The sequence below is a fragment of the Marinovum sp. genome (assembly GCF_048263515.1).
Taxonomy (GTDB): Bacteria; Pseudomonadota; Alphaproteobacteria; order Rhodobacterales; family Rhodobacteraceae; genus Marinovum.
The window spans coordinates 1-21,387 of the sequence record NZ_JBLXEC010000026.1; the positions used below are offsets into that span (position 1 = coordinate 1).

At 64.6% G+C, this 21,387-nt stretch carries 29 protein-coding genes and 1 tRNA gene; 17 read left to right on the plus strand and 13 right to left on the minus strand.

Features of this window, described 5'->3' with window-relative positions:
- Positions 1-394 precede the first annotated feature (394 nt).
- From rpsJ to ACN0SE_RS18055, 4 genes are read left to right on the plus strand one after another with little or no spacing between them, the layout of a single operon-like run.
- The gene (gene rpsJ, locus ACN0SE_RS18040) at positions 395-709 is read left to right on the plus strand and encodes a 30S ribosomal protein S10 (protein WP_417525925.1); all 315 of its coding nucleotides are present in this window, start codon (positions 395-397) and stop codon (positions 707-709) included.
- A gap of 13 nt (positions 710-722) precedes the next feature.
- Positions 723-1,565, plus strand: coding sequence for a 50S ribosomal protein L3 (gene rplC, locus ACN0SE_RS18045; RefSeq protein ID WP_417525926.1), 843 nt, complete (start codon positions 723-725; stop codon positions 1,563-1,565).
- Positions 1,562-2,179 carry a 50S ribosomal protein L4 gene (gene rplD, locus ACN0SE_RS18050; protein ID WP_417525927.1) on the plus strand — a complete coding sequence of 206 codons (618 nt, stop codon included), beginning with the start codon at positions 1,562-1,564 and terminating at the stop codon, positions 2,177-2,179. Before rplC ends, rplD begins: the two co-directional genes overlap by 4 nt.
- Positions 2,176-2,472, plus strand: coding sequence for a 50S ribosomal protein L23 (locus tag ACN0SE_RS18055; protein ID WP_417525928.1), 297 nt, complete (start codon positions 2,176-2,178; stop codon positions 2,470-2,472). The genes rplD and ACN0SE_RS18055 overlap by 4 nt, the downstream gene beginning before the upstream one ends.
- A gap of 215 nt (positions 2,473-2,687) precedes the next feature.
- Here ACN0SE_RS18055 and ACN0SE_RS18060 read toward each other — a convergent pair whose 3' ends face one another.
- Positions 2,688-3,215: a PRC-barrel domain-containing protein gene (locus tag ACN0SE_RS18060; RefSeq protein ID WP_417525929.1), complete on the minus strand. Its 528-nt coding sequence runs from the start codon at positions 3,213-3,215 to the stop codon at positions 2,688-2,690.
- 830 nt (positions 3,216-4,045) lie between these two features.
- Here ACN0SE_RS18060 and rplB point away from each other — a divergent pair.
- From rplB to rplP, 5 genes are read left to right on the plus strand one after another with little or no spacing between them, the layout of a single operon-like run.
- Entirely contained in the window at positions 4,046-4,888 is an 843-nt protein-coding gene (gene rplB / locus ACN0SE_RS18065) for a 50S ribosomal protein L2 (RefSeq protein WP_417525930.1), read from the plus strand.
- Between the two features lie 3 nt (positions 4,889-4,891).
- Complete coding sequence (rpsS, locus tag ACN0SE_RS18070; protein WP_048532936.1) at positions 4,892-5,170, plus strand: 30S ribosomal protein S19; 279 nt, start codon at positions 4,892-4,894, stop codon at positions 5,168-5,170.
- A gap of 3 nt (positions 5,171-5,173) precedes the next feature.
- On the plus strand, positions 5,174-5,554 hold the full coding sequence (gene rplV, locus ACN0SE_RS18075) for a 50S ribosomal protein L22 (RefSeq protein ID WP_417525931.1): 381 nt from the start codon (positions 5,174-5,176) through the stop codon (positions 5,552-5,554).
- A complete protein-coding gene (gene rpsC / locus ACN0SE_RS18080; RefSeq protein WP_323768112.1) occupies positions 5,554-6,264 on the plus strand; it encodes a 30S ribosomal protein S3 in 711 nt (236 codons plus the stop codon). Before rplV ends, rpsC begins: the two co-directional genes overlap by 1 nt.
- 3 nt (positions 6,265-6,267) lie before the next feature.
- Positions 6,268-6,681, plus strand: coding sequence for a 50S ribosomal protein L16 (gene rplP / locus ACN0SE_RS18085; RefSeq protein ID WP_417525932.1), 414 nt, complete (start codon positions 6,268-6,270; stop codon positions 6,679-6,681).
- A 306-nt stretch (positions 6,682-6,987) separates the two neighbouring features.
- On the opposite strand, the gene ACN0SE_RS18090 is transcribed toward rplP, so the two are convergent.
- The 7 genes from ACN0SE_RS18090 to hmgA form a co-directional block, all read right to left on the minus strand.
- A complete protein-coding gene (locus tag ACN0SE_RS18090) occupies positions 6,988-7,431 on the minus strand; it encodes a MaoC family dehydratase (protein WP_417525933.1) in 444 nt (147 codons plus the stop codon).
- Positions 7,432-7,531: 100 nt separating this feature from the next.
- The gene (locus ACN0SE_RS18095) at positions 7,532-8,404 is read right to left on the minus strand and encodes a TIGR01459 family HAD-type hydrolase (RefSeq protein WP_417525934.1); all 873 of its coding nucleotides are present in this window, start codon (positions 8,402-8,404) and stop codon (positions 7,532-7,534) included.
- A gap of 127 nt (positions 8,405-8,531) precedes the next feature.
- Positions 8,532-9,788, minus strand: coding sequence for a fumarylacetoacetase (gene fahA, locus ACN0SE_RS18100; RefSeq protein ID WP_417525935.1), 1,257 nt, complete (start codon positions 9,786-9,788; stop codon positions 8,532-8,534).
- A gap of 44 nt (positions 9,789-9,832) precedes the next feature.
- Positions 9,833-10,462: a maleylacetoacetate isomerase gene (gene maiA, locus ACN0SE_RS18105; protein WP_417525936.1), complete on the minus strand. Its 630-nt coding sequence runs from the start codon at positions 10,460-10,462 to the stop codon at positions 9,833-9,835.
- Positions 10,459-10,809: a DUF1428 domain-containing protein gene (locus ACN0SE_RS18110; RefSeq protein ID WP_417525937.1), complete on the minus strand. Its 351-nt coding sequence runs from the start codon at positions 10,807-10,809 to the stop codon at positions 10,459-10,461. The genes maiA and ACN0SE_RS18110 overlap by 4 nt, the downstream gene beginning before the upstream one ends.
- A 146-nt stretch (positions 10,810-10,955) precedes the next feature.
- Positions 10,956-11,117: a hypothetical protein gene (locus tag ACN0SE_RS18115; RefSeq protein ID WP_417525938.1), complete on the minus strand. Its 162-nt coding sequence runs from the start codon at positions 11,115-11,117 to the stop codon at positions 10,956-10,958.
- Positions 11,114-12,466, minus strand: coding sequence for a homogentisate 1,2-dioxygenase (hmgA, locus tag ACN0SE_RS18120; protein ID WP_417525939.1), 1,353 nt, complete (start codon positions 12,464-12,466; stop codon positions 11,114-11,116). Before hmgA ends, ACN0SE_RS18115 begins: the two co-directional genes overlap by 4 nt.
- 68 nt (positions 12,467-12,534) lie before the next feature.
- Between hmgA and ACN0SE_RS18125 the strand changes: the two genes are divergently transcribed.
- Positions 12,535-12,969: a MarR family winged helix-turn-helix transcriptional regulator gene (locus ACN0SE_RS18125; protein WP_417525940.1), complete on the plus strand. Its 435-nt coding sequence runs from the start codon at positions 12,535-12,537 to the stop codon at positions 12,967-12,969.
- On the opposite strand, the gene ACN0SE_RS18130 is transcribed toward ACN0SE_RS18125, so the two are convergent.
- On the minus strand, positions 12,970-13,383 hold the full coding sequence (locus ACN0SE_RS18130) for a GFA family protein (RefSeq protein WP_417525941.1): 414 nt from the start codon (positions 13,381-13,383) through the stop codon (positions 12,970-12,972).
- Positions 13,384-13,431: 48 nt separating this feature from the next.
- On the opposite strand from ACN0SE_RS18130, the gene ACN0SE_RS18135 reads away from it, so the two are divergent.
- The gene (locus ACN0SE_RS18135; protein ID WP_417525942.1) at positions 13,432-13,923 is read left to right on the plus strand and encodes a GNAT family N-acetyltransferase; all 492 of its coding nucleotides are present in this window, start codon (positions 13,432-13,434) and stop codon (positions 13,921-13,923) included.
- A 51-nt stretch (positions 13,924-13,974) separates the two neighbouring features.
- Positions 13,975-14,886: a DMT family transporter gene (locus ACN0SE_RS18140; RefSeq protein WP_417525943.1), complete on the plus strand. Its 912-nt coding sequence runs from the start codon at positions 13,975-13,977 to the stop codon at positions 14,884-14,886.
- A gap of 4 nt (positions 14,887-14,890) precedes the next feature.
- Here the strand turns inward: ACN0SE_RS18140 and yidD are convergent, their stop codons facing one another.
- The 3 genes from yidD to rpmH are packed head-to-tail and all read right to left on the minus strand — an operon-like array spanning position 14,891 to position 15,697.
- Complete coding sequence (gene yidD, locus ACN0SE_RS18145) at positions 14,891-15,112, minus strand: membrane protein insertion efficiency factor YidD (protein WP_417525944.1); 222 nt, start codon at positions 15,110-15,112, stop codon at positions 14,891-14,893.
- Positions 15,109-15,540: a ribonuclease P protein component gene (gene rnpA, locus ACN0SE_RS18150; RefSeq protein ID WP_417525945.1), complete on the minus strand. Its 432-nt coding sequence runs from the start codon at positions 15,538-15,540 to the stop codon at positions 15,109-15,111. The genes yidD and rnpA overlap by 4 nt, the downstream gene beginning before the upstream one ends.
- Positions 15,541-15,562: 22 nt before the next feature.
- Positions 15,563-15,697: a 50S ribosomal protein L34 gene (rpmH, locus tag ACN0SE_RS18155; protein WP_005980833.1), complete on the minus strand. Its 135-nt coding sequence runs from the start codon at positions 15,695-15,697 to the stop codon at positions 15,563-15,565.
- Between the two features lie 340 nt (positions 15,698-16,037).
- Here rpmH and ACN0SE_RS18160 point away from each other — a divergent pair, with 340 nt between their 5' ends.
- From ACN0SE_RS18160 to ACN0SE_RS18175, 4 genes are all read left to right on the plus strand, one after another.
- Positions 16,038-16,775 carry a TVP38/TMEM64 family protein gene (locus tag ACN0SE_RS18160; RefSeq protein ID WP_417525980.1) on the plus strand — a complete coding sequence of 246 codons (738 nt, stop codon included), beginning with the start codon at positions 16,038-16,040 and terminating at the stop codon, positions 16,773-16,775.
- Between the two features lie 3 nt (positions 16,776-16,778).
- Entirely contained in the window at positions 16,779-18,197 is a 1,419-nt protein-coding gene (locus ACN0SE_RS18165) for a dihydrolipoyl dehydrogenase family protein (RefSeq protein ID WP_417525946.1), read from the plus strand.
- A 14-nt stretch (positions 18,198-18,211) separates the two neighbouring features.
- The gene (locus tag ACN0SE_RS18170) at positions 18,212-19,591 is read left to right on the plus strand and encodes a sensor histidine kinase (protein WP_417525947.1); all 1,380 of its coding nucleotides are present in this window, start codon (positions 18,212-18,214) and stop codon (positions 19,589-19,591) included.
- 57 nt (positions 19,592-19,648) lie between these two features.
- Positions 19,649-19,725, plus strand: a tRNA-Arg gene (locus tag ACN0SE_RS18175).
- Positions 19,726-19,897: 172 nt separating this feature from the next.
- Here ACN0SE_RS18175 and ACN0SE_RS18180 read toward each other — a convergent pair.
- A complete protein-coding gene (locus ACN0SE_RS18180; RefSeq protein ID WP_417525948.1) occupies positions 19,898-20,638 on the minus strand; it encodes an HAD family hydrolase in 741 nt (246 codons plus the stop codon).
- 409 nt (positions 20,639-21,047) lie between these two features.
- Here ACN0SE_RS18180 and ACN0SE_RS18185 point away from each other — a divergent pair, with 409 nt between their 5' ends.
- Positions 21,048-21,359 carry an H-NS family nucleoid-associated regulatory protein gene (locus ACN0SE_RS18185; RefSeq protein WP_417525949.1) on the plus strand — a complete coding sequence of 104 codons (312 nt, stop codon included), beginning with the start codon at positions 21,048-21,050 and terminating at the stop codon, positions 21,357-21,359.
- Positions 21,360-21,387 lie beyond the last annotated feature (28 nt).

Below are 21,387 nucleotides of genomic sequence, written 5' to 3' on the forward strand. Positions count from 1 at the left end.
CGAAGATGATCCGAACGATACGCCCGGGTCAGCCAAATCGCCGTGCCGGTGGGCGGCCCGGCGATGCGCGGCGGCCTCTGGCCGCTGTTAACGCGCTTGGGCTTCAGAGTGGCGGAGGACAAGTTTGACCCAACGTCCCGGGCTCGCCCCGGGACCTCACGGCCAGCCCAGCCGTACACCCGAGACGCTTCTACAGAGGCCCCAGCGCAGCGGCCGGGGGAACCTGCCGATATTCCCCGACCGGCCCTTGTCACAGGGGGGCGGTCCTTGTATAGGGCGCAGGTTCCCGACGGGAATGTGAGGGCGGGGTGATTCCCCGCCCTCAAGGTTCGATGAGGGTTTGCGATGGTCGCCGTCCTCCTCTCAACCTCAACGCCAATGAAGGCTAAGACCAATGCAAAGCCAAAACATTCGCATTCGGCTCAAGGCGTTTGACTATCGTGTGCTCGATGCCAGCACGCAAGAGATCGTCAACACCGCCAAGCGGACCGGCGCCAATGTGCGCGGACCGATTCCGCTGCCGAACAAGATCGAGAAATTCACCGTTCTGCGTGGCCCCCACGTGAACAAGAAGTCGCGCGACCAGTTCGAAATCCGGACCCACAAGCGCCTGCTCGACATCATTGATCCGACCCCCCAGACCGTGGACGCGCTGATGAAGCTCGACCTCGCCGCTGGTGTGGACGTCGAGATCAAGCTGCAAGCGTAAGGAGGGCATGAACATGATGCGCTCTGGTATCATTGCAAAGAAAGTCGGGATGACCCGCCTCTTCCAGGAAGACGGCAAACAGATCCCCGTGACCGTGCTGCAGCTCGACGGCCTTCAGGTCGTGGCGCAGCGGACCGCTGACGAGCACGGCTATACCGCCGTTCAGCTTGGCGCCGGTTCGGCCAAGACCCACCGGGTCTCCAAGGCGATGCGCGGCCACTTCTCGAAAGCCAACGTTGCGCCCAAGCGCAAGGTGGCCGAGTTCCGCGTGGCCCCCGAAGCCCTGATCAACGTCGGTGAGGAAATCACCGCCGATCATTACTTCGAAGGCCAGTTCGTCGACGTGTCGGGCACCTCGATCGGTAAGGGTTTTGCCGGTTCGATGAAGCGCCACAACTTCGGCGGCCTGCGGGCCACCCACGGTGTCTCGATCTCGCACCGGTCGCATGGTTCGACCGGTCAGTGTCAGGACCCGGGCAAGGTCTTCAAAGGCAAGAAGATGGCCGGTCACATGGGCGCCGTCCGTGTCACCACGCAGAACCTGCAGGTCGTCAAGACCGACGCCGACCGTGGCCTGATCATGGTCAAGGGCGCGGTTCCGGGCTCCAAGGGGGGCTGGGTCACCGTGCGCGACGCCGTCAAGAAACCGTTCCCCGAGAACGCGATCCTGCCTGCCGCGCTGAAGTCTGCTGCCGAAGAAGCTGCGAAAGCGGCTGAAGAGGCCGCCGCCGCCGCCGCCGCAGAAGCCGAAGCCGAGGCAAAGCGCCTGGCCGAGGAACAGGCCGCAGCCGAAGCCGAGGCTCTGAAATCCGCTGAAGCGGACATCGAAGCCGAGAAGAAGGAAGGCGAGGAATGAAACTCGACGTGATCAATCTCGACGGCGGTTCCGCCGGTTCGGTCGAGCTGGACGACGCGCTCTTCGGCCTCGAGCCCCGCGCCGACATCCTGCATCGTGTGGTCCGCTGGCAGCGTAACAACGCGCAGCAGGGGACCCACAAGGTCAAGACCCGTTCGGAAACCAGCTATTCGACCAAGAAGATCTATCGCCAGAAGGGCACCGGCGGCGCACGCCACGGTGACCGCAACGCGCCGATCTTCCGCAAAGGTGGTATCTACAAGGGCCCGACCCCGCGGTCGCACGGCCACGATCTGCCCAAGAAGGTCCGCAAGCTCGGCCTGATGCATGCCCTGTCGGCCAAGGCGAAAGCCGGCCAGCTGGTCGTCATCGAAAACGCCGCGTCCGAAGGCAAGACCAGCGCGCTGGCCAAGCAGGTCAAGAACCTGGGTTGGAAACGCGCGCTGATCATCGACGGTGCAGAGGTCAACGAAGGTTTCGCGCAGGCCGCGCGCAACATCGAAGGCCTCGACGTTCTGCCGTCGATGGGCGCAAACGTCTATGACATCCTCAAGCGTGACACCCTGGTGCTCACCAAAGCGGCTGTCGAAGCACTGGAGGCTCGTCTGAAATGAGCGCGAAAGCAGAACATTACGACGTGATCCGCAAGCCGATCATCACCGAGAAATCCACCATGGTGTCCGAAAACGGCGCAGTGGTCTTCGAAGTGGCGATCAACGCTGCCAAGCCGCAGATCAAGGAGGCCGTCGAGGCGCTCTTCGGTGTCAAGGTCAAGGCCGTGAACACCACGATCACCAAAGGCAAGGTCAAGCGTTTCAAAGGCCAGATCGGCAAGCGCAAAGACGTCAAGAAAGCCTATGTGATGCTCGAAGAGGGCAACACCATCGACGTGACCACCGGTCTGTAAGGACAGGGTCAGACGTCAGGACTACGCGACCCCGGCTGCGAGAGCGGCCGGGGTCTTTTCGTTTGGATGCGCGTCATCGTCCGGACGGTGGCGGTGGGTTGGAAACCCACCCTACGGGGCGGCAGGCGCCGGGGCATGAAAAAAGGGGCCCGAACCGGACCCCTTCACTCGTTAACCTACAGAGGGTAACTCTGCATCGGACCCTTGCGGAAAACTCAGTCCCACCAGCCTTCGTCGACTTCTTCCATCTGCTCGAGCTCTTCCTCGGTCTTCCGGGTCACGAGCACATAGGTCTTGTCGTCGACCGGCGTCAGGCGAACGTCGCTCATCGGGATCAGCACGTGCTTGTCACCGATGTCGAGGAAGCCACCGATCTCGGCCACCACGCCGACCATCTGGCCGTTGCGGTCAAGCACGATGTCTTCGATCTCGCCGATGTCGTTCCAGTCGGGGCCGACGCCTTCCGACTCCCAGTTGCCCCAGGTGTCGTCGTCCATCGGGCCGTTGATGGTGTAGATTTCGCCGCCGGTGATGTCACGCGAACGGATCAGCTGAGCGTAGTCCAGCGGCGCGTCAGCGGCAGCGTTCATGGTGCTGTCGGTCGCATCGGTGGTGGTCGTGGTCTCCGTCGCGGTGCCGGTTTCGGTCATGGTCTCGGTCTCGGTGGCCGCGGCGTGCGATTCAGCGAGGACGGGGCCAGCGGTCATGGCGGCAGCGAGGGCGATCATGCTCAGACGGGTCATATATAGTCTCCTTCAAGTTCATATTCACAAGGACTACGAACTCGACCGGTGGTTTGTTCCAAAAGGATTTGGGAAAGAAATCCGGAGGGAGGCTTCGTCCGACGATGTTAAGGGGGTTCGGTTTGTCCGCGCAGCGTCGGGCCGCGGTGCGGCGAACCGACCCCGGTTCTGCAGCGCTTTATCTCAGCCAAGTCCGGAAGAGATCGGATGGCCGCGCATGTGTCAGCCAAATCGCCGTGCCGGCGGGCGGCCCGGCGATGCGCGGCGGCTTACAGCCGCTGTTAACGCGCTGGGGCGAAATATCGTCGTTCAACGCAAGCCGCGCATGATCAGTGAGCGGTTGGGCGACGCAGGCCGACTCTGGTCGCTGATACCGCGCTGGAGCATCAGCCTGAGGTGGCGTAGAACCTGCATGGCCAGTCGCAGGGCCGGCGATGCACGGTGGCCTGCGCCCGCTGTTGACGCGTGGGCCCTAAGCCCGCAGTCACGCACCGCCCTACGCCCATCAGGCCCAGCCGCTCCAGCGCCACTTGACCCCACCCCTGCCATCCCCTATCAGACCCCATCCGCACCGCCCCAGATTCGTCTGGGGCTGTGTGTTTTTGTCGTCTCGGTGTTTCGCACAGGTCGGCAAAGCCAGCATTCCCCGTCCCGGGCTCGACCCGGGACCTCATGGGCCAGGAGGCTCCGGTATCCAAATCCGGGGCGCAACGGGCGGGGGCGAACGGCGCACGAACCGGGGACCTTCGGGGCCCTATACCCTGGCGCGCAAGCGCCCAAACATAGCGGGGCGGCACACGTCTCGCATTGCTAAACGGAAGACAGAAAGCATGGCACTCAAGTCGTATAAGCCGACGACGCCGGGCCAGCGCGGGCTGGTGCTGATCGACCGTTCGGAGCTGTGGAAAGGACGCCCCGTCAAAGCCCTCACCGAGGGTCTGACGAAGTCGGGCGGCCGGAACAACACCGGACGTATTACCTCGCGCCGCCGTGGTGGCGGGGCGAAACGCCTCTACCGGATCGTTGATTTCAAGCGCAACAAACATGACGTCGAAGCCGTCGTGATGCGCATCGAATACGACCCCAACCGCACCGCGTTCATTGCCCTCGTGCAATATGTCGACGGCGACCAGGCCTATATCCTGGCCCCGCAGCGCATTGCGATCGGCGACAAGGTCGTCGCCTCTGCGAAAGCCGACATCAAGCCGGGCAACGCGATGCCGTTCTCGGGCATGCCGATCGGTACCATCGTTCACAACATCGAGCTGAAGCCCGGCAAGGGCGGTCAGATCGCACGCGCCGCTGGCACCTATGCCCAGTTCGTCGGCCGTGACGGTGGCTACGCCCAGATCCGCCTGTCCTCGGGCGAGCTGCGCCTCGTGCGTCAGGAATGCATGGCCACCGTCGGTGCCGTGTCGAACCCCGACAACTCGAACCAGAACTTCGGTAAAGCCGGCCGCATGCGCCACAAGGGCATCCGCCCCTCCGTGCGTGGTGTCGTCATGAACCCGATCGACCACCCCCATGGTGGTGGTGAAGGCCGGACCTCGGGTGGTCGTCACCCGGTCACGCCCTGGGGCAAGCCGACCAAGGGTGCGCGCACCCGCAACAAGAACAAGGCGTCGCAGAAGCTCATCCTGCGCTCGCGTCACGCCAAGAAGAAGGGTCGCTAATTCATGTCGCGCTCTGTATGGAAAGGGCCTTTCGTCGATGCTTACGTGCTGAAAAAAGCCGAAGCGTCGCGCGAGTCGGGCCGCAACGAAGTCATCAAGATCTGGTCGCGCCGCTCGACGATCCTGCCCCAGTTCGTGGGCCTGACGTTCGGCGTCTACAACGGTCAGAAACATATCCCTGTCAACGTCAGCGAAGACATGATCGGTCAGAAGTTCGGTGAGTATTCGCCGACCCGGACCTATTATGGTCATGCCGCCGACAAAAAAGCGAAGCGGAAGTAAGTCATGGGCAAGGAAAAGAACCCCCGCCGCGTGGCCGACAACGAAGCAATGGCAAAACTGCGCATGCTTCGCACCAGCCCGCAAAAGCTCAACCTCGTCGCCGGTCTGATCCGCGGCAAGAAGGTGGAAAAGGCGCTGACCGACCTGGCGTTCTCGAAGAAGCGGATTGCCGCGGACGTGCGCAAGTGCCTCCAGTCGGCAATTGCCAACGCCGAGAACAACCACGGTCTTGACGTCGACGAGCTGATCGTTGCCGAAGCCTATGTCGGCAAGAACCTGATCATGAAGCGCGGTCGTCCGCGTGCCCGTGGCCGGTTCGGCAAGATTCACAAGCCGTTCTCGGAAATCACCATCAAGGTGCGTCAGATCGAGGAGCAAGCCTAATGGGTAACAAGACCAATCCGATCGGCATGCGCCTCCAGGTCAACCGCACCTGGGACAGCCGCTGGTACGCCGATACCAAGGATTACGGTGATCTTCTTCTCGAAGACCTGAAAATCCGCGACTTCATTCACGAAGAGTGCAAGCAGGCCGGCATCGCCCGTGTGATCATCGAACGTCCGCACAAGAAGTGCCGCGTCACGATCCACACCGCGCGCCCCGGCGTCATCATCGGCAAGAAAGGCGCGGACATCGAGACGCTGCGCAAGAAGATTGCCTCGATGACCGACAGCGAGCTGCACCTCAACATCGTGGAAGTGCGCAAGCCCGAGCTTGATGCCCGCCTGGTCGGCGAAAGCATCGCACAGCAGCTCGAGCGCCGCGTCTCCTTCCGTCGTGCAATGAAACGTGCGGTGCAGAACGCCATGCGCATGGGTGCCTTGGGCATCCGGGTCAACGTCGCGGGCCGCCTTGGCGGCGCCGAGATCGCCCGGACCGAATGGTACCGCGAAGGCCGCGTGCCGCTTCACACCCTGCGGGCCGATATCGACCACGCACATGTCGAGGCGACCACGCCCTACGGCATCATCGGGATCAAGGTCTGGATCTTCAAAGGCGAGATCATGGAACACGACCCGCAAGCGCGTGATCGCAAGGCCCAGGAAATCCAGGATGGCCCCGCCCCCCGCGGCGCCGGTGGCCGGAGGAACTAAGCCATGCTGCAACCCAAACGCACAAAATTCCGCAAGATGTTCAAGGGCCGGATTTCCGGCGAGGCAAAAGGCGGCAGCGATGTGAACTTCGGGACCTATGGCCTCAAGGCGCTTCAGCCTGAGCGTGTGACCGCACGCCAGATCGAAGCGGCGCGTCGTGCCATGACCCGTCACATGAAACGCCAGGGCCACGTCTGGATCCGGATCTTCCCGGACACCCCCGTGACCTCCAAACCCACCGAAGTCCGGATGGGTAAGGGTAAAGGTTCCGTGGATTTCTGGGCCGCCAAGGTCAAGCCGGGCCGCGTGATGTTCGAGATCGACGGCGTGTCGGAAGATGTGGCACGTGAAGCGCTGCGTCTCGCGGCGATGAAGCTGCCGATCAAGACCCGCGTCGTGGTTCGCGAAGACTGGTAAAGGTCGCGCGCGCACGACCAGTGCGCGCCGTCACTTGGTTGAGATAAAAAGGCCCCCGCCGAGACATCGGCGGGGGCCTTTTCATTTGCGGTGCCCATGGGTCAGTGAAACGTCATCCCGGGCTTGACCCGGGACCTCCTGAGGCCGGGCGCGGGGTTGGTGGCTGCGCTTGAGGAAGGAGTGGCCGGGAGATCCCGGGTCAAGCCCGGGATGACGGTCGCACCAGCGCTCCCGTAGGGTGGGGTTTCACCCCACCGCCGCTACAAGCCAGGCCCCGCAGGCTGGGCCAACCCTGCCCACCACCGGTCAATCGAATTTGCGCGACGGCGCCAGCACCTTGGCCTCGCCGATCAACACCTTCTTGCCGTCGACCGAGCAATGGCAGTCCAGCGTCACCCGGCGCTTGGCGTGGTCGATGTCGACCACCTTGACCTCGGCATAGACCATGTCGCCGGGGCGCACCGGGGCGAGGAACTTCAGCGTCTGCCCCATGTACACCGTGCCGTGGCCGGGTAGCTGCTCGCCGATCACGGCCGAGATCAGCCCGGCGGTCAGCATGCCGTGCGCAATGCGCCCCTCGAAAATCGTATCCTGCGCGTAGTCGTCATCCAGATGCACCGGGTTGCGATCGGTGGAGACCTGGGCAAAGAGCTCGATATCGAGGTCCGTCACCTGTTTGCGCAGGTGACGGGTCATGCCCATCTCGATGTCTTCGATGCAGATCGTGCCGCGGGGCATATTGTCCAACATGAGGCTCCCTTTCGAGGTCTTTGAGTAATTAAAGCGCGCCGCCGTGGCAACATTCGCAATATAATTACTTCGCAACCGCAGAAAATCAAGCCTTATTGGGTCAGCGAAGGCGACCTATTGTGTAGGTCGGATTGATGTTTTCCTTGGCGACATAAGCCTTTAGCGCCTCTGCCTCGGGGTCCTGCGACGTTTTGGTCTCTTGGGCGGCAAGGCCGCCAGAGATGAACAGGGAATCGAGGTCTTCGCCCATGGCGCCGTCGATATCGGTATGCGGCCCGTCACCGATGCAGAGGATCGCGGCGTCGGTGACACCGGGGCGCACCTCGGCCAGGCGGCGGCGGGCAAGGTCGTAGACCGGCGGATGCGGTTTGCCGAAATAGAGGCTGGTACCGCCCATCTCGGAATAAAGCGCGGCAATCGCGCCGGCGCAATATTCCCGGGTCTCGCCACGGTCGACCACGATATCGGGGTTGGCGCAGAGCAGCGGCAGGTCCTTCTGCTTGGCGAACAGCAAGTCCGGGCGTAGCTCGGCGGGGTCGGCATGGGCATCAAACGGACCGGTGCAGACGATGCCCTCGGCCTCTCTCAGCGGCACGCGGGTGATCTCGACCGGGTCCTCGATCAGATGCAGCGGCCCGAAGAAGCGTTTATCGCCGGGTGTGCCGATGTGATAGACCTTGGACCCCACGGCACCGGTGAACATCGCCGCGCGGGCGCTGTCGCCGGAGGTGGCGATGGTGTCCCAGGCGTCGTCGGGCACCTGCAGCTTGCGCAGCTGGTCGGCGACCTCGTCGCGCGGCCGGGGCGCATTGGTCAGCAGCACGACGGTGCCGCCGCTGGCGCGAAAGGCCTGCAGCGCGGCGACGGCCTCGGGAAAGGCCGCGATGCCATTGTGGACGCAGCCCCAGAGATCGACGAAGGCAGCGTCGTAGCGGTCGGAAATCTCGGAGAGCGTTTGGATGATCCGGGTCATGGGGGCCTCGTTTGAAAAGATGACCATGACTTAGGGCAGATCGTCCGGCCGGGCCAGCCCGGAGGCGCATGTCGCGGCAGGGGAGCGCCCGCGCAGGTGGCGGGCGCTCCTGTGTCAGGTGACAATTTCAGCGCGCGTAGGGGTCCTTGAGCGCCGGCAGGACACGCCCGGCGCATTCGCCGAAGCCTATGGTAAAGCCCTCGCCCCGGGCCACGCCGGTCAGGGTCAGCCGGTCACCGTCTTCGAGGAAGCTGCGGGTGTCGCCGCCGTCGAGGGTCAGAGGCTCCTTGCCACCCCAGCTCAGCTCCAGCAGCGAGCCGCGCTGATGCTTTTCAGGCCCGGAGATGGTGCCGGAGCCCAAGAGATCACCTGGGTTCATCGGGCAGCCCGAGGTGGTGTGATGCGCCAGCTGCTGCGCCGAGGAATAGTACATGAAGTTGTAATTCGCGGTGGCGATGGTGCTGGGCGTCTTGCCCTCGGGCGTCAGGGTCACCGTCAGGTCGATGTCATAGAGCATCGGACCGCAGTCGCGCAGATGCGGCAGCAGCTCCTTCTCCCGCGCCGGGGTGTCGCAGCGGAACGGCTCGAGCGCGGCGCGGGTGACGATCCACGGGCTGATGGTGGTGGCGGTGGCCTTGGCCTGGAAGGGCCCCAGCGGCTGGTATTCCCAAGCCTGGATATCGCGCGCCGACCAGTCGTTGAGCAGCACGTAGCCAAAGATCATCTCGTCGGCTTCCTTGACCGTCACCGGTCCGTCGGATTCGACACCGACGATGGCGCCCATCTCGAGCTCGAGGTCAAAGCGCGCACAGGGCGCAAAGCGCGGTGCGTCGTCGTTCGGGCCCTTGAGCTGCCCCCAGGGCCGGCGCACGTCGGTGCCCGAGACCACCACCGAAGAGCCACGGCCATTGTAGCCGATCGGGATATGCAGCCAGTTCGGCGGCAGCGCGTTCTCGGCGCCGCGGAACATGGTGCCGACATTGGTGGCGTGATGCCGGCCGGCGTAGAAATCGGTGTATTCCGAGACGAGGAAAGGCATGTGCATCCGCGCCATCGACTGGTCGACGAGGAACGGCTCGACAGAGGCCCGCGCCGAGCTGCCCTCGGCCAGAAGCCCGGTCAGCACGTTGCGCAGCCGGTCCCAGAGCTCGGGTCCCTGTTCCATCACCTCGTTCCAGAACGGCACGTCGAACAGCGGATCGGTGCCGAAGTTCAACAGGCCCACGGATTCGGCGGCGCGGCAGTCGAGGATCTGGCTGCCGATGGCCACGCCGCAGCGCGGTTCCTCGTCGCCGGTGGAAAAGACGCCATAGGGCAGGTTGTTCAGCGGAAAGGGGCAGTCGGGCGCATTGGCGCTCTCGACCCAGCTTCTCATCAGGGGCATGTTCGGTCCTTTGGTCTTCTGTCACGCTGCGCGCGGGGCGCAGCCTAGGGGGCGTCGGGTTGTTGATCGGGCATCGCGCTGGCGATGGCCGGGATCTGCTGGCATCTGGCGTCAATCTCGCCCAGCCGCGGGAACGCGGCAAGGTCGAAGTCCCAGCGGCGGGCATTGTAGACCTGGGCCACGAGGCAGAGATCGGCAAGGCCGGGTGTGTCGCCAAAGCAGAAGGGCGTGTCAGGGCGGATCAAGCGGTCAAAGGCGGTGAAGCCCTCGGACATCCAGTGTTTCATCCAGTCGACGGCGACGTCCTGATCATGGCCCAGCGCCTTGAGCCGGTTCACCACCTTGAGATTGTTGACCGGGTGCACATCCAGCGCGATCTGATGCGCCGCGGCCCGGGCCTGGGCGCGGGCGACGGCGCCCTCGGGCAGCAGCGGCGGCTCGGGGTACGTCTCGTCGAGGTAGTCGAGAATGGCGAGGCTCTGGGTCAGCACGGTGCCATCGTCGAGAACCAGCGCCGGCACGCCCTGGCCGGGGTTCACCGCGGTGTAATCGTCGCTGCGCTGCACGCCCGCGACCAGGTCGACCGGCACGATCTCGTAGTCCAGCCCCTTGAGGTTGAGCGCGGCGCGCACCCGGATCGAAGTGGTCGAGCGCCAGTAGGAATAGAGTTTCATGAACGGTCCACCAGGGTTTCAAAGCCGCCGAAGATGATGCGTTTGCCATCCATCGGCATGTCGTCGGTATTGCCCATGCGCGGGTCTTCGAAGGCGGCGGTCATGCCGGTGTCGCGGGTCTCCTTGTCGGGGAACTCCATCCACGAAAACACCGCCACCTCGTCGTCCTCGAGCATCACGGCGCGGGGAAAGGAGGTGAGCTTGCCTTGCTCCAGCCCGTGACCCACGCTTTCCACCACGCGCGTCGCCCCATGGTCGAGGAACACCTGCGCCAGCCGCTCGGCCCAGATGCGATAGTCCTCCAGCCGGTCCTTCTTGACCGGGATCACCAGCCCTTCGATATACATCGCCACTACCTTTCGTCGTTGCGCCGCTCGGCCCGGTTGCGTCGGTTGACGGCGTAGATCAGCGCCGCAAAGCCCGCAAGCACCGGCAGGATCAGCAGGAGTTTCAACAGCGCGCCATCCATCACCGGCCCTCCGCCGTCAGAGTGTCAGTCACCGCCGTCCCCTCCGCAACCGCCGCTGTCGTCCAGGTCGGTGGCCTCTGCCTGGCTGTCGACGCCGCCCTTATGGCCCCCGGCACACGCCCGCGCGGCGATGACCCAAAGGACCACCACCCCGGCACTCAGCCAGAGCAGGGTCTCGCCGTTCATTTGCGCCCCGGCGTGCCGTCGAACTTCTTCTCGAGCGAGGTCCAGCAGTCGATGTAATCGTCCTGCAGCGGCGCTTCCTTGGCGGCAAAGGCGGTCAGATGCTGCGGGAACCGGGTCTCGAACATGAAGGACATGGTGTTGTCGAGCTTCTCGGCCTTGAGCTCGGCATTGGACGCGCCTTCGAATGCATTCCGGTCGGGTCCGTGCGGCAGCATCATGTTGTGCAGCGACATGCCGCCGGGGACAAAGCCCTTGGGCTTGGCGTCGTACTGACCGTAGATGTTGCCCATCAGCTCAGACATGATGTTCTTGTGATACCACGGCGGACGGAAGGTGTCTTCCGCCACCATCCAGCGCTCGCGGAACAGTACGAAATCGATGTTCGCGGTGCCGGGCACGCCGGAGGGCGCGGTCAGCACGGTGAAGATCGACGGATCGGGGTGATCGAAGAGGATCGCGCCGACCGGGCAGTAATTGCGCATGTCGTATTTGTAGGGCGTGTAGTTGCCGTGCCAGGCCACGACGTCGAGCGGGCTCTGCCCGATCTCGGTCCGGTGGAACTGGCCGCACCACTTGACGGTGACGGTCGAGGGCACTTCGCGGTCTTCAAACGCTGCCACCGGCGCCTTGAAATCCCGCGGGTTGGCCAGGCAATTGGCGCCGATCGGGCCGCGGCCGGGCAGTTCGAACTTCTGACCGTAGTTCTCGCAGACAAAGCCGCGGCAGGGGCCTTCGAGCACTTCGACCCGGTAGACCAGTCCGCGCGGAATGATGGCGATTTCCTTGGGCTCGAGATCGATGATCCCCAGCTCGGTGGCAAAGCGCAGCCGGCCCTCCTGCGGCACCACCAGAAGCTCGCTGTCGGCGGAAAAGAAATACTCGTCGACCATCGATTCGGTGACGAGGTAGATGTGGCTCGCCATGCCGATCTGGGTGTTGACGTCGCCCGCCGTGGTCATCGTGTGCATGCCGGTAAGCCAGGTGTGTTCTGCGCCATGCGGCAGCGGATCCCAGCGGTACTGGCCCAGCGAGACGACATCGGGGTCGACATTGGGCGCGCTCTTCCAGTTGGGCAGGTCGATGCGGGTGTAGCGGTGCGAATGCTTCACCGAAGGGCGGATGCGATAGGTCCAGGTCCGCTCCGGCGGATCGGCGGTAAAGGCGGTGCCGGAAAGCTGCTCGCCATAAAGCCCGTAGTTGCATTTCTGCGGCGAGTTCATGCCTTGGGGCAGGGCGCCGGGCAGGGCCTCGGTCTCGAAGTCGTTGCCGAAGCCCGGCATGTAGCCCGGGGTGGTGCCGACCGGCGTGTCGGCCTGGGTCAGCGAAGAAGTCTGGGGGGTGTCTTTCATGGCGAGTCCTCCTGTCGCCCCGGAGATAATAGTTGAATTTGTAACTAACAACGCTTATTCGGCCCGGCATGGACAAAACCGACACTTTCGATCTGCAAGAGTTTCTGCCCTACCTGCTCAACCAAGCGGCCGAGACCGCCTCTGACGGCTTTCAGAAGATCTACAAGGACCGTTACGGCATGCTGCGCACCGATTGGCGGGTGCTGTTCCACCTCGGCATCTACGGCCGGATGACGGCGCGTGACATCGGGCGGACGGCGCAGGTGCACAAGACCAAGATCAGCCGGGCGGTGGCGCGGCTCGAGGCGCGGCGCTTCCTGCTGCGGCAGGAGGATGAGACCGACCGCCGGGTCGAGCACCTGACGCTGACACCGGCGGGGCAGGCGGCCTATCGCGACCTGCGCGGTGTGGCCGAGGCCTATGACGCCGAACTGGTCGCCAGCCTCGATCCCCAGGAGGTGGCGGTGCTGCGCAAGGCGCTGCTGCATCTCTCGCGGCGGTGATCAACTGGTCGGGGTGTAGCGCAGGATGCCGGCCACGCGTTCCTCGCCGCCCCGGTCCGAGGGATGCGCCTGACCGTCATGCACCGGCACTTCGGCGAAATCGAAGGGGCTGACGTCGGCGAGACAGGCGGCATTGACGGCAATCTCACCCTCGGGAAAGCGGCGCGCGTGATGGGTGTAGATGCCGCAGGTGGCGCAGAAATAGTGCCGGGCGGTCTGGCTGCCGAACTGGTAGAGCGTCAGCGCCTCCTGTCCAGCGTCGATCCGGACGCTCCGGGCGGTCAGCGCCACGGCCCCGCGCCGGCGGCAGAAGCTGCAATCGCAGCGGCTGGCGCTGGCCAGCCCATGGGCCAGCTGGACGGAAAAGCGCACTTTGCCGCAATGGCAGGCGCCGCTGTGGCTGGTCTCTGTCATGGCGGCAGGCTAGCCTTGGCCGAGGTCCCCCGGCAATCGGAAACCACCATGCTGCAAACCCCCGGCTTCCTGCGCGCGATGAAACCCGGCGAAGAGCCTTCGGTCGATGCGCTCTTGCGCGCGGCCTTTGGCGGCGAGGACGAGGTGCGGCTGGTGGCCAAGCTGCGCAAGGCCGGGGTCATGGCGGGTGAAAGCGTGCTGCCGGGGCCCGAGGGCAGTAACGGCCCGGTGGGCTATTTCGCCCTGTCGCAGATGCGCCAGCCCAAAGGCTGGCTCTGCCTCGCGCCGGTGGCGATCCATCCCGACTGGCAGAGGCGCGGCCAGGGCCGACGGATGATCCGCATGCTCACCGGCTGGGCCGAGGCCGCGGGGCAGACCATCGTCGTGCTGGGCGAGCCTGACTTCTACGAGAGCTGCGGCTTTTCCCGGGCGCGCGCAGCCGGGCTGACTTCGCCCTATCCGACTGATCACACGCTCCTTCTTGCCCCGGGCGGCGGGGTCCCGCGCGAAACGCTTGTCTACCCCGCGGCCTTTGGCTGAACGGCACGTCGGGGCTTGCCAAATCGGCACCGGCAGGCGCAACTGCGCACCATGTACAAAGCCAAGGCCGAAAATCCCCCCCTTGCCATCGCCCTGATGCTGCTTGCGACCGTGTTCATTGCCTCGGCCACCGCCTTTGCCAAGGCGCTGGGGTCTGGCACCCTGGGCGGCATCCTGCATCCGTTGCAGGTGACCTTCGGGCGGTTTCTCTTTGCCGGGTTGTTCTTTACCGGCATCGTCGCAGTGATGCGCCCGAGCTTTACCCGGGTGCACTGGGGCCTGCATGTGCAGCGGACGACCTGTGGCTGGGCCGGGGTGACGTTGATGTTTGCCGCGGTGGCGGCGATCCCGCTGGCGGATGCGACGGCGATCTCCTTCCTCAACCCGGTCTTCGCGATGATCCTCGCCATCCCGCTTCTGGGCGAAAGGGTCGGGCCGGTGCGCTGGGCCGCGGCTGCGCTGGCCTTCTGCGGCGCGCTGATCCTGCTGAGGCCGGGGACCGGCGCCTTTCAGTCCGGCGCGTTGCTGGCCTTGGGGGCGGCGCTGACGCTGGGGCTCGAGGTGGTCTTCATAAAGCGGCTGGCCGGGCGCGAGGCGCCGCTGCAGGTGCTTCTGATCAACAACCTGATCGGGCTGACCATCGCCACGGCGGTGATGCTGCCCTATTGGATCACACCCTCGCCGGCACAGTGGTTGGGCATGGCGGGCGTCGGCCTGTCGATGGCGCTGGCGCAGAGTTGCTTCTTCAATGCGGTGGCGCGGGCCGATGCCAGCCTCGTGGTGCCCTTCAGCTATGCCACGCTGATTTCGGCCGCGGTGATCGATTTCGCGGTCTTCGGGATGAAGCCGGTGCCGATCTCGATGCTGGGCGCGGCGGTGATCGTCGCTGGCGGCGTGCTGCTGGCCTGGCGCGAGGGGCTGGCGCGCAAACGTCCGACCGCGCCGCAGCCGGAGCTGCGCTGAGGCCTCAGTCCGGCACGTTGTCGATGCCGCCGCGGCCCCAGGGCTGACAGCGCAGCAGGCGACGGATCGTCAGCCAGCTGCCGCGCAGCGCGCCGTGCTTTTCCAGCGCTTCCAGCGCATAGGCGGAGCAGGTGGGGTGATAGCGGCAGTTGTGGCCGACCCAGGGCGAGAAGATCAGGCGATAGGCCCGCACCGGCAGCGACACCAGGTAGGCCAGCGGGCTCACGCGCCGCCTCCGTGGACCTTGCGCAGGGCATAGCGCAGGTCGTTCTGCAGATCGGTGAAATCCCGTTCGGCGGTGGCGCCGGCCTTGCCGATCAGCACGTAGTCCCAGCCGGGCTGGCCCTGATCGGGCAGGATCAGCCGCGCGATCTCTCGCAGCCGGCGTTTGGCGCGGTTGCGGGCGACGGCATTGCCGACCTTCTTGGAACAGGTGAAGCCGACGCCGATCGCCGGGTCATCGTCACCGCGGCGGCGCGCCTGCAAGAGAAACCCGCCGGTGCCCTGACGGCGCGCCCGCGCGGCCGCCAGAAAGGCGGCGCGTTTCCTCAGCACCCTGAGGTCAGGCGGGACGTCCGGACATGACAAAACCGCCGGGGCATGGTCTCCCCGGTCGGCATCGCTGCCAGGATCGGGGGCCTCCGACGGTGTCATCTTGTTCGCAGTCGACGAGCGCTTAGGCGCTCAGCGACTTCCGGCCACGGGCGCGGCGCGCGTTCAGGATCTTGCGGCCGGCTTTGGTGGCCATGCGCGCACGAAAGCCATGGCGCCGTTTGCGCACGAGGTTCGAGGGTTGATAGGTGCGTTTCATCGCTCCGTCTCCAAGTTCTGGGCCATCTCTGGCGATTCCGGGCCGCACACCATCACGGGCCACGCGGATTCGCGTGCGGCGGCAAACTGAAGCCCGTGCTATAGGGGGCACAGCCTGCCAAGTCAAACCCCGCATCGCCGGTTTCGCAGGGGGCTGCAACATTTTTTGTCGCAGGGGCAGCGAAATGTTTCAGTTCGGTCAGATCAGGGGTGAAACGCCCCCGATCCCGTCACCTTGCATCAAGCGACCGTGATTGCGCTGTCAGCGGGCTGGCCCCGGCCTCATGTTTCAGAGGACAAACAGCAGACCACATCCGGGAAACCCCAGCAGAATGACCGATATGACATCACCTTCGCCGACCTCCAAGGCCCGCCCCGCCGTTCTGCGGTACCTGCCGCTTATCGTGATCGCGCTGGTCGCGCTGATCGGCGCCCTGACCCTGCGGGATTACCTGACCTTCGAGACGCTGCGCGAGAATCGCGAGCTGCTGCTGGGCTGGCGGGACAACAACTATCTCTGGATGGCGCTGGGGTTCATCGCCGTCTACGTGGTGATCGTCGCCTTTTCGCTGCCCGGTGCGGCGGTGGCCTCGGTCACCGGCGGGTTTCTCTTCGGGCTCTTTGCCGGCACGCTGTTCAACGTGGCCGCCGCCACCACCGGCGCCATGGCGATCTTTCTCGCTGCGCGCTGGGGGTTGGGGCAGGCGCTGACCGCGAGGCTCGAAGCCTCTGACGGCACGCTTGGCCGGCTGAAGGAAGGGCTGCGCGAGAACGAGATCAGCGTGTTGCTGTTGCTGCGCCTGGTGCCGGCGGTGCCCTTCTTTGTCGCCAACCTGCTGCCGGCGCTGGTCGGCGTGAAGTTCCGCAACTTCGTCTGGACCACCGCCCTAGGCATCATCCCCGGCGCGGTTGTCTTTACCTGGATCGGCGTCGGCCTTGGCGCGGTGTTCGATCGCGGCGAAAGCCCCGACCTGAGCCTGCTGTGGGAGCCGCACATCCTCGGCCCGCTGCTCGGCCTCTCGGCGCTGGCGGCGCTGCCCATCCTGATCAAGGCCGTGCGCGGCAGGAAAGAGATCTGAGCCATGGAAAAGATCAAGACCGATATCCTGGTGATCGGCGGTGGCTCTGGCGGGCTCTCGGTGGCGGCGGGGGCGGCGCAGATGGGCGCCTCGGTGGTGCTGCTCGAAGGCCACAAGATGGGCGGCGACTGTCTGAACTATGGCTGCGTGCCGTCGAAGGCGCTGATTGCCAGCGGCAAGGCCGCCTATGGCCAGGCCCATGCTAGCCCTTACGGCGTCGCCGACGTGGTGCCCCAGGTGGATTACGCCGCCGCCAAGGACCATGTGCAGGGCGTGATCGCCCAGATCGCCCCGGTCGATTCGGTTGAACGCTTCGAAGGCTTCGGCGTGCGGGTGATCCAGGAATTCGGCCGCTTTGTCTCGAAAACCGAGGTGCAGGCTGGCGATCACCTGATCACCGCGCGACGCATCGTGATCGCCACCGGCTCTTCGCCGCTGGTGCCGCCGATCCCGGGGCTCGATGCCGTGCCCTACGAGACCAACGAGACGCTCTTTGACCTGCGCGAGCGGCCCGAGCACCTGCTGATCATCGGCGGCGGGCCGATCGGCATGGAGATGGCGCAGGCGCATCGCCGGCTGGGCTGCGACGTGACCGTGATCGAAGGCGCCAAGGCGCTGGGCAAGGACGACTCCGAGACCGCAACGATCGTGCTGGACCAGCTCCGCGCCGAGGGCATCGAGATCGCCGAAGACGCGCTGGCCGCCGAGGTGCGCGGTCAGGCCGGGGCCATCGAGGTCGAAGTCAAGGACGGCCGCGTCTTCAAGGGCTCGCACCTGCTGATGGCGGTGGGGCGCAAGCCCAATGTCGGCAGTCTCGACCTCGCAAAGGCGGGGATCGAGACCACGAAAGCGGGCATCAAGGTCGACGACAGCCTCAAGACCAGCAACGCCCGCGTCTATGCCATCGGTGACGTCGCCGGCGGGCTGCAGTTTACCCATATGGCGGGCTATCACGCCGGCGTGGTGATCCGCTCGGCGCTGTTTGGTCTGCCGGCCAAGGTCTCGACCGCTCATATCCCTTGGGCGACTTATACCGCGCCAGAGCTGGCGCAGGTCGGGCTGACCGAGGCGCAGGCGCGCGAGGAACACGGTGACAAGCTCGAAGTCACTCGATTCCACTTCGACCACAACGACCGGCTGATCGCGGAACGCAAGACCGCCGGCCTGATCAAGGTGATGGTGGTCAAGGGCCGGCCCGTCGGCGTCTCGATCGTCGGGCACCAGGCCGGCGAGCTGGCGAATCTCTGGTCGCTGGTGATCGCCAACAAGCTCAAGATGAAGCACGTGGCGGCCATGGTGTCGCCCTATCCGACCGTGGGAGAGATCAACAAACGCGCGGCGGGGGCCTATTTCTCACCCCGATTGTTTGATAACCCCACGGTCAAGCGCGTCGTTGGACTGGTCCAGCGCTGGGTGCCTTAAGGGGTTGGTCGCCAATGCTCAATTCGCTGTCCGGGCGGTTTCTGATCCTCACCACCGTCTTCGTGATGCTGGCGGAGGTGATGGTCTTTGTCCCCTCGGTGGCGCGGTTCCGGCAGGATTACCTGCTGGGCCATCTCGAGCGGGCGCAGATCGCCTCGCTGTCGCTTCTGGCCAACGACATGATCGATGCGGACCTCGAGGAAGAGCTCTTGCGCAATGCCGGCGTCTACAACGTCGTGCTGCGGCGCGACGAGGCGCGGCAGCTGATCCTGTCGTCGCCGATGCCGCAGCCGATCTCGGCCACCTATGACCTGCGCGATGCCCCGGCGCTGACGTTGATTCTCGACGGGCTGCGGCGGCTGGTTGACCCCGAGCCGCGCATTGTGCGGGTGATCGGCAACCCGCTGCGCGACGCCGGCCTGCTGATCGAGGTGTCGATGGACACCGCGCCGCTGCGCACCGCGATGATCGACTACGGTCTGCGCATCCTGTTCCTGTCGGCGGTGATCTCGGTGGCCACCGCATTCCTGCTCTTCCTTGCGGTCCGGGTGTTTCTGGTCAAGCCGATCAAGCGGGTGGTGGGCCAGATGAAGGCCTATGCCGCCGCGCCCGAGGATGGCCGCCGCATCATCCAGCCCTCTGCTGGCGTGCGCGAATTGCGCGAGGCCGAGGATGCGCTGAAGATGCTCGAGACCGAGCTGACCCATGCGCTCAAGCAGAAGGAGCGCCTGGCGCAGTTGGGCGGCGCGGTGGCGCGGGTCAGCCACGATCTGCGCAACATCCTGACCTCGGCGCAGCTGTTCACCGACCGGATCGAGATGTCCGAGGACCCCGGCGTCAAGCGGCTGGCGCCGAAGCTGGTCAATTCGATCACCCGGGCGGTCAACCTCTGCGAGGCGACCCTGGCTTTCGGCCGCGCCGAAGAGCCGGCGCCGGTGCTGTCCCGTATGCCGCTGGCCGAGCTGGTCTCAGACGTGGTCGAGAGCGAGCGACTGGCCACCGGCGACTATGACCTCAGCTATTCCGAGGACGTGCCCGCCACGCTGCATATCCGCGCCGACAGCGAGCAGCTTTACCGCGTGCTGTCGAACCTCGTGCGCAATGCGCGGCAGGCGATCATGGCCACCGGCAAACCCGGCGAGATCAACATCTGCGCCGAAGAGGGCGAGGACGTCTGGCTGATCCGCATCACCGACACCGGGCCCGGCCTGCCGCCCAAAGCGCAGGAGCATCTGTTCAAGGCTTTCCAGGGCGGCGCCCGCAAAGGCGGCAGCGGTCTGGGGCTGGCAATCTCGGCCGAATTGATCCGCGGGCATGGCGGCACGCTGGCGCTGGTGAGCACCGGGGCAGAGGGCTCGGTGTTCGAAATTCGCCTGCCGAGCGGAACTCTGTAAATTTCTTCAATTTCGCTCTTGCAGACCATTTGGCCCTGACTTATACCCCGCCTCCACGGACCGATAGCTCAGCTGGATAGAGTACCTGACTACGAATCAGGGGGTCGGGGGTTCGAATCCTCCTCGGTCCGCCACTTCACCCCGAAACGGGGTGAAACGCGGAAATTTCCGGAACATCTCGAAGATCGAAGCAGGCTTTGCCCGGTGGCGTTTTTGCGCGCCTGTGGTGGTTTGCAATGTCGTGCTTGTGGCCTCACGCGCCCTGCAAGGCGCGCGATTCCTTTGGTCTTCGCCGCGGTCGCGCGCTCAGCTTTCCTGCGCCTTCGGCGGGCAGGGCAGGGCGTAGGGGCGCAGTTTTTCATAGTAGGGCAGGGCGGCCTCGCAGACGGCCTGCAGGTGCTCTGACAGCGCCGGCAGCGGCCCCTCCGGCCCGGCAAAGCCGGTCGAGCGGTGCACGGCATCATACCAATGCGCGGCCCAGATGCCGTCACGCGCATGGCCGCCCTTGGGCCAGTGCAGCATGGCCGGATCAAACGGCAGGCCGAGGCCGTCACAAAGCTGGCGCAGCATTACTTCGGGCGCGCGGCGGATGTCGGCGCTGTCGATCACCAGCGCCGGTGCCCCCATGCCACGCACCTCGTCGAAGATCTCGGCCTGCTGGCGAAACCCGATGTCTTCGAGCCCCGGCCGTTCGAGCTTGCGGTCGAAGCTGGCCAGCACCCGGGCGGGGTGCCGGATCAGGAAGACATGCGTTACTTCGGCGAACCAGCTGCGGTCGATGCCGGGCAGCATGTGCTGGCTCATGTGCTTCTGATAAAAATGCGGCTGGCCGCCCGGCGTTGACGCAATACAGCGTCGCGCAACCACGGCGGGATTGACTTCCCCATGGTCAAGAATGGCGTCCCGCATTGGATGATCGCGGCCGCTGCGGTCGAGATAGGCGGCATAAAAAGGTTCGTCCCAGACATCGAAATCGCCACGGGCGCCAAAGGAATACATCAGCGCTGTCGAGAGATTACGCGGCCCCGACCACATCGCGATATTCATTACATCCCTCCCGGTTTTGCTTTGTTTCTAAGGCGCTATGATCATCCCTCCGCAACGGTGCGCGACATTCGCCCGATCTGCAATCACCAAATTCAACGCAGGGCGCGCCGGGTTGGTGTGCAGCAATTCCGGGCCGAGGCGCTTTGGCGCTGAATGGCGTCAATGGCAAGATTTGGCTGATTTTCCCCCTCCCCAAATCCGGGGATAACCTTTCACAGAGTAGTCGCCTATATGTTGTATCTGATCAGCGTCGGCCCATTTCGGGCATGGGACTGGTGCAATGAAAGGGTCTGGAAAGCCGCCGTTAACCATTTAATTATTGACGCCGTGTCACAAATATCGGAATTGACTGCCTATTCACGATGAATTAACGCTCACATATGTCGTTATGACAACTATCGGAGAGAACATGTCGGAAATCGATCTGGACGGAATGTCTCTGAAAGAACTGAAGCAGCTGCAAAAGCAGGTGAACAAGGCAATCAGTACTTTCGAGGACAGAAAGAAGAAAGAGGCGCTGGCTGCACTTGAGGCCAAGGCGGCGGAAATGGGCTTTTCCCTTTCCGATCTGACCACTGGCAAAGGCGGCAAGATCTCTGCGCCGAAGTACCAAAATCCCGATGATGTCTCGCAAACCTGGACCGGTCGCGGCCGCAAGCCCGGCTGGTTTTCCCAGGCGCTCGAGAACGGGACTTCGCCCGAAGACATGCTTATTTCCTGAGACCTTTTGTCGAAAGACAGGGCCCGGG

What these genes read in the sequence shown, in the direction of transcription:
- rpsJ (WP_417525925.1), top strand. Translation starts at nt 395, where the DNA reads ATGCAAAGCCAAAACATTCGCATTCGGCTCAAGGCGTTTGACTATCGT.
- rplC (WP_417525926.1), top strand. Translation starts at nt 723, where the DNA reads ATGATGCGCTCTGGTATCATTGCAAAGAAAGTCGGGATGACCCGCCTC.
- rplD (WP_417525927.1), top strand. Translation starts at nt 1,562, where the DNA reads ATGAAACTCGACGTGATCAATCTCGACGGCGGTTCCGCCGGTTCGGTC.
- ACN0SE_RS18055 (WP_417525928.1), top strand. Translation starts at nt 2,176, where the DNA reads ATGAGCGCGAAAGCAGAACATTACGACGTGATCCGCAAGCCGATCATC.
- ACN0SE_RS18060 (WP_417525929.1), bottom strand. Translation starts at nt 3,215, where the DNA reads ATGACCCGTCTGAGCATGATCGCCCTCGCTGCCGCCATGACCGCTGGC.
- rplB (WP_417525930.1), top strand. Translation starts at nt 4,046, where the DNA reads ATGGCACTCAAGTCGTATAAGCCGACGACGCCGGGCCAGCGCGGGCTG.
- rpsS (WP_048532936.1), top strand. Translation starts at nt 4,892, where the DNA reads ATGTCGCGCTCTGTATGGAAAGGGCCTTTCGTCGATGCTTACGTGCTG.
- rplV (WP_417525931.1), top strand. Translation starts at nt 5,174, where the DNA reads ATGGGCAAGGAAAAGAACCCCCGCCGCGTGGCCGACAACGAAGCAATG.
- rpsC (WP_323768112.1), top strand. Translation starts at nt 5,554, where the DNA reads ATGGGTAACAAGACCAATCCGATCGGCATGCGCCTCCAGGTCAACCGC.
- rplP (WP_417525932.1), top strand. Translation starts at nt 6,268, where the DNA reads ATGCTGCAACCCAAACGCACAAAATTCCGCAAGATGTTCAAGGGCCGG.
- ACN0SE_RS18090 (WP_417525933.1), bottom strand. Translation starts at nt 7,431, where the DNA reads ATGTTGGACAATATGCCCCGCGGCACGATCTGCATCGAAGACATCGAG.
- ACN0SE_RS18095 (WP_417525934.1), bottom strand. Translation starts at nt 8,404, where the DNA reads ATGACCCGGATCATCCAAACGCTCTCCGAGATTTCCGACCGCTACGAC.
- fahA (WP_417525935.1), bottom strand. Translation starts at nt 9,788, where the DNA reads ATGCCCCTGATGAGAAGCTGGGTCGAGAGCGCCAATGCGCCCGACTGC.
- maiA (WP_417525936.1), bottom strand. Translation starts at nt 10,462, where the DNA reads ATGAAACTCTATTCCTACTGGCGCTCGACCACTTCGATCCGGGTGCGC.
- ACN0SE_RS18110 (WP_417525937.1), bottom strand. Translation starts at nt 10,809, where the DNA reads ATGTATATCGAAGGGCTGGTGATCCCGGTCAAGAAGGACCGGCTGGAG.
- ACN0SE_RS18115 (WP_417525938.1), bottom strand. Translation starts at nt 11,117, where the DNA reads ATGAACGGCGAGACCCTGCTCTGGCTGAGTGCCGGGGTGGTGGTCCTT.
- hmgA (WP_417525939.1), bottom strand. Translation starts at nt 12,466, where the DNA reads ATGAAAGACACCCCCCAGACTTCTTCGCTGACCCAGGCCGACACGCCG.
- ACN0SE_RS18125 (WP_417525940.1), top strand. Translation starts at nt 12,535, where the DNA reads ATGGACAAAACCGACACTTTCGATCTGCAAGAGTTTCTGCCCTACCTG.
- ACN0SE_RS18130 (WP_417525941.1), bottom strand. Translation starts at nt 13,383, where the DNA reads ATGACAGAGACCAGCCACAGCGGCGCCTGCCATTGCGGCAAAGTGCGC.
- ACN0SE_RS18135 (WP_417525942.1), top strand. Translation starts at nt 13,432, where the DNA reads ATGCTGCAAACCCCCGGCTTCCTGCGCGCGATGAAACCCGGCGAAGAG.
- ACN0SE_RS18140 (WP_417525943.1), top strand. Translation starts at nt 13,975, where the DNA reads ATGTACAAAGCCAAGGCCGAAAATCCCCCCCTTGCCATCGCCCTGATG.
- rnpA (WP_417525945.1), bottom strand. Translation starts at nt 15,540, where the DNA reads ATGACACCGTCGGAGGCCCCCGATCCTGGCAGCGATGCCGACCGGGGA.
- rpmH (WP_005980833.1), bottom strand. Translation starts at nt 15,697, where the DNA reads ATGAAACGCACCTATCAACCCTCGAACCTCGTGCGCAAACGGCGCCAT.
- ACN0SE_RS18160 (WP_417525980.1), top strand. Translation starts at nt 16,038, where the DNA reads ATGACATCACCTTCGCCGACCTCCAAGGCCCGCCCCGCCGTTCTGCGG.
- ACN0SE_RS18165 (WP_417525946.1), top strand. Translation starts at nt 16,779, where the DNA reads ATGGAAAAGATCAAGACCGATATCCTGGTGATCGGCGGTGGCTCTGGC.
- ACN0SE_RS18170 (WP_417525947.1), top strand. Translation starts at nt 18,212, where the DNA reads ATGCTCAATTCGCTGTCCGGGCGGTTTCTGATCCTCACCACCGTCTTC.
- ACN0SE_RS18180 (WP_417525948.1), bottom strand. Translation starts at nt 20,638, where the DNA reads ATGAATATCGCGATGTGGTCGGGGCCGCGTAATCTCTCGACAGCGCTG.
- ACN0SE_RS18185 (WP_417525949.1), top strand. Translation starts at nt 21,048, where the DNA reads ATGTCGGAAATCGATCTGGACGGAATGTCTCTGAAAGAACTGAAGCAG.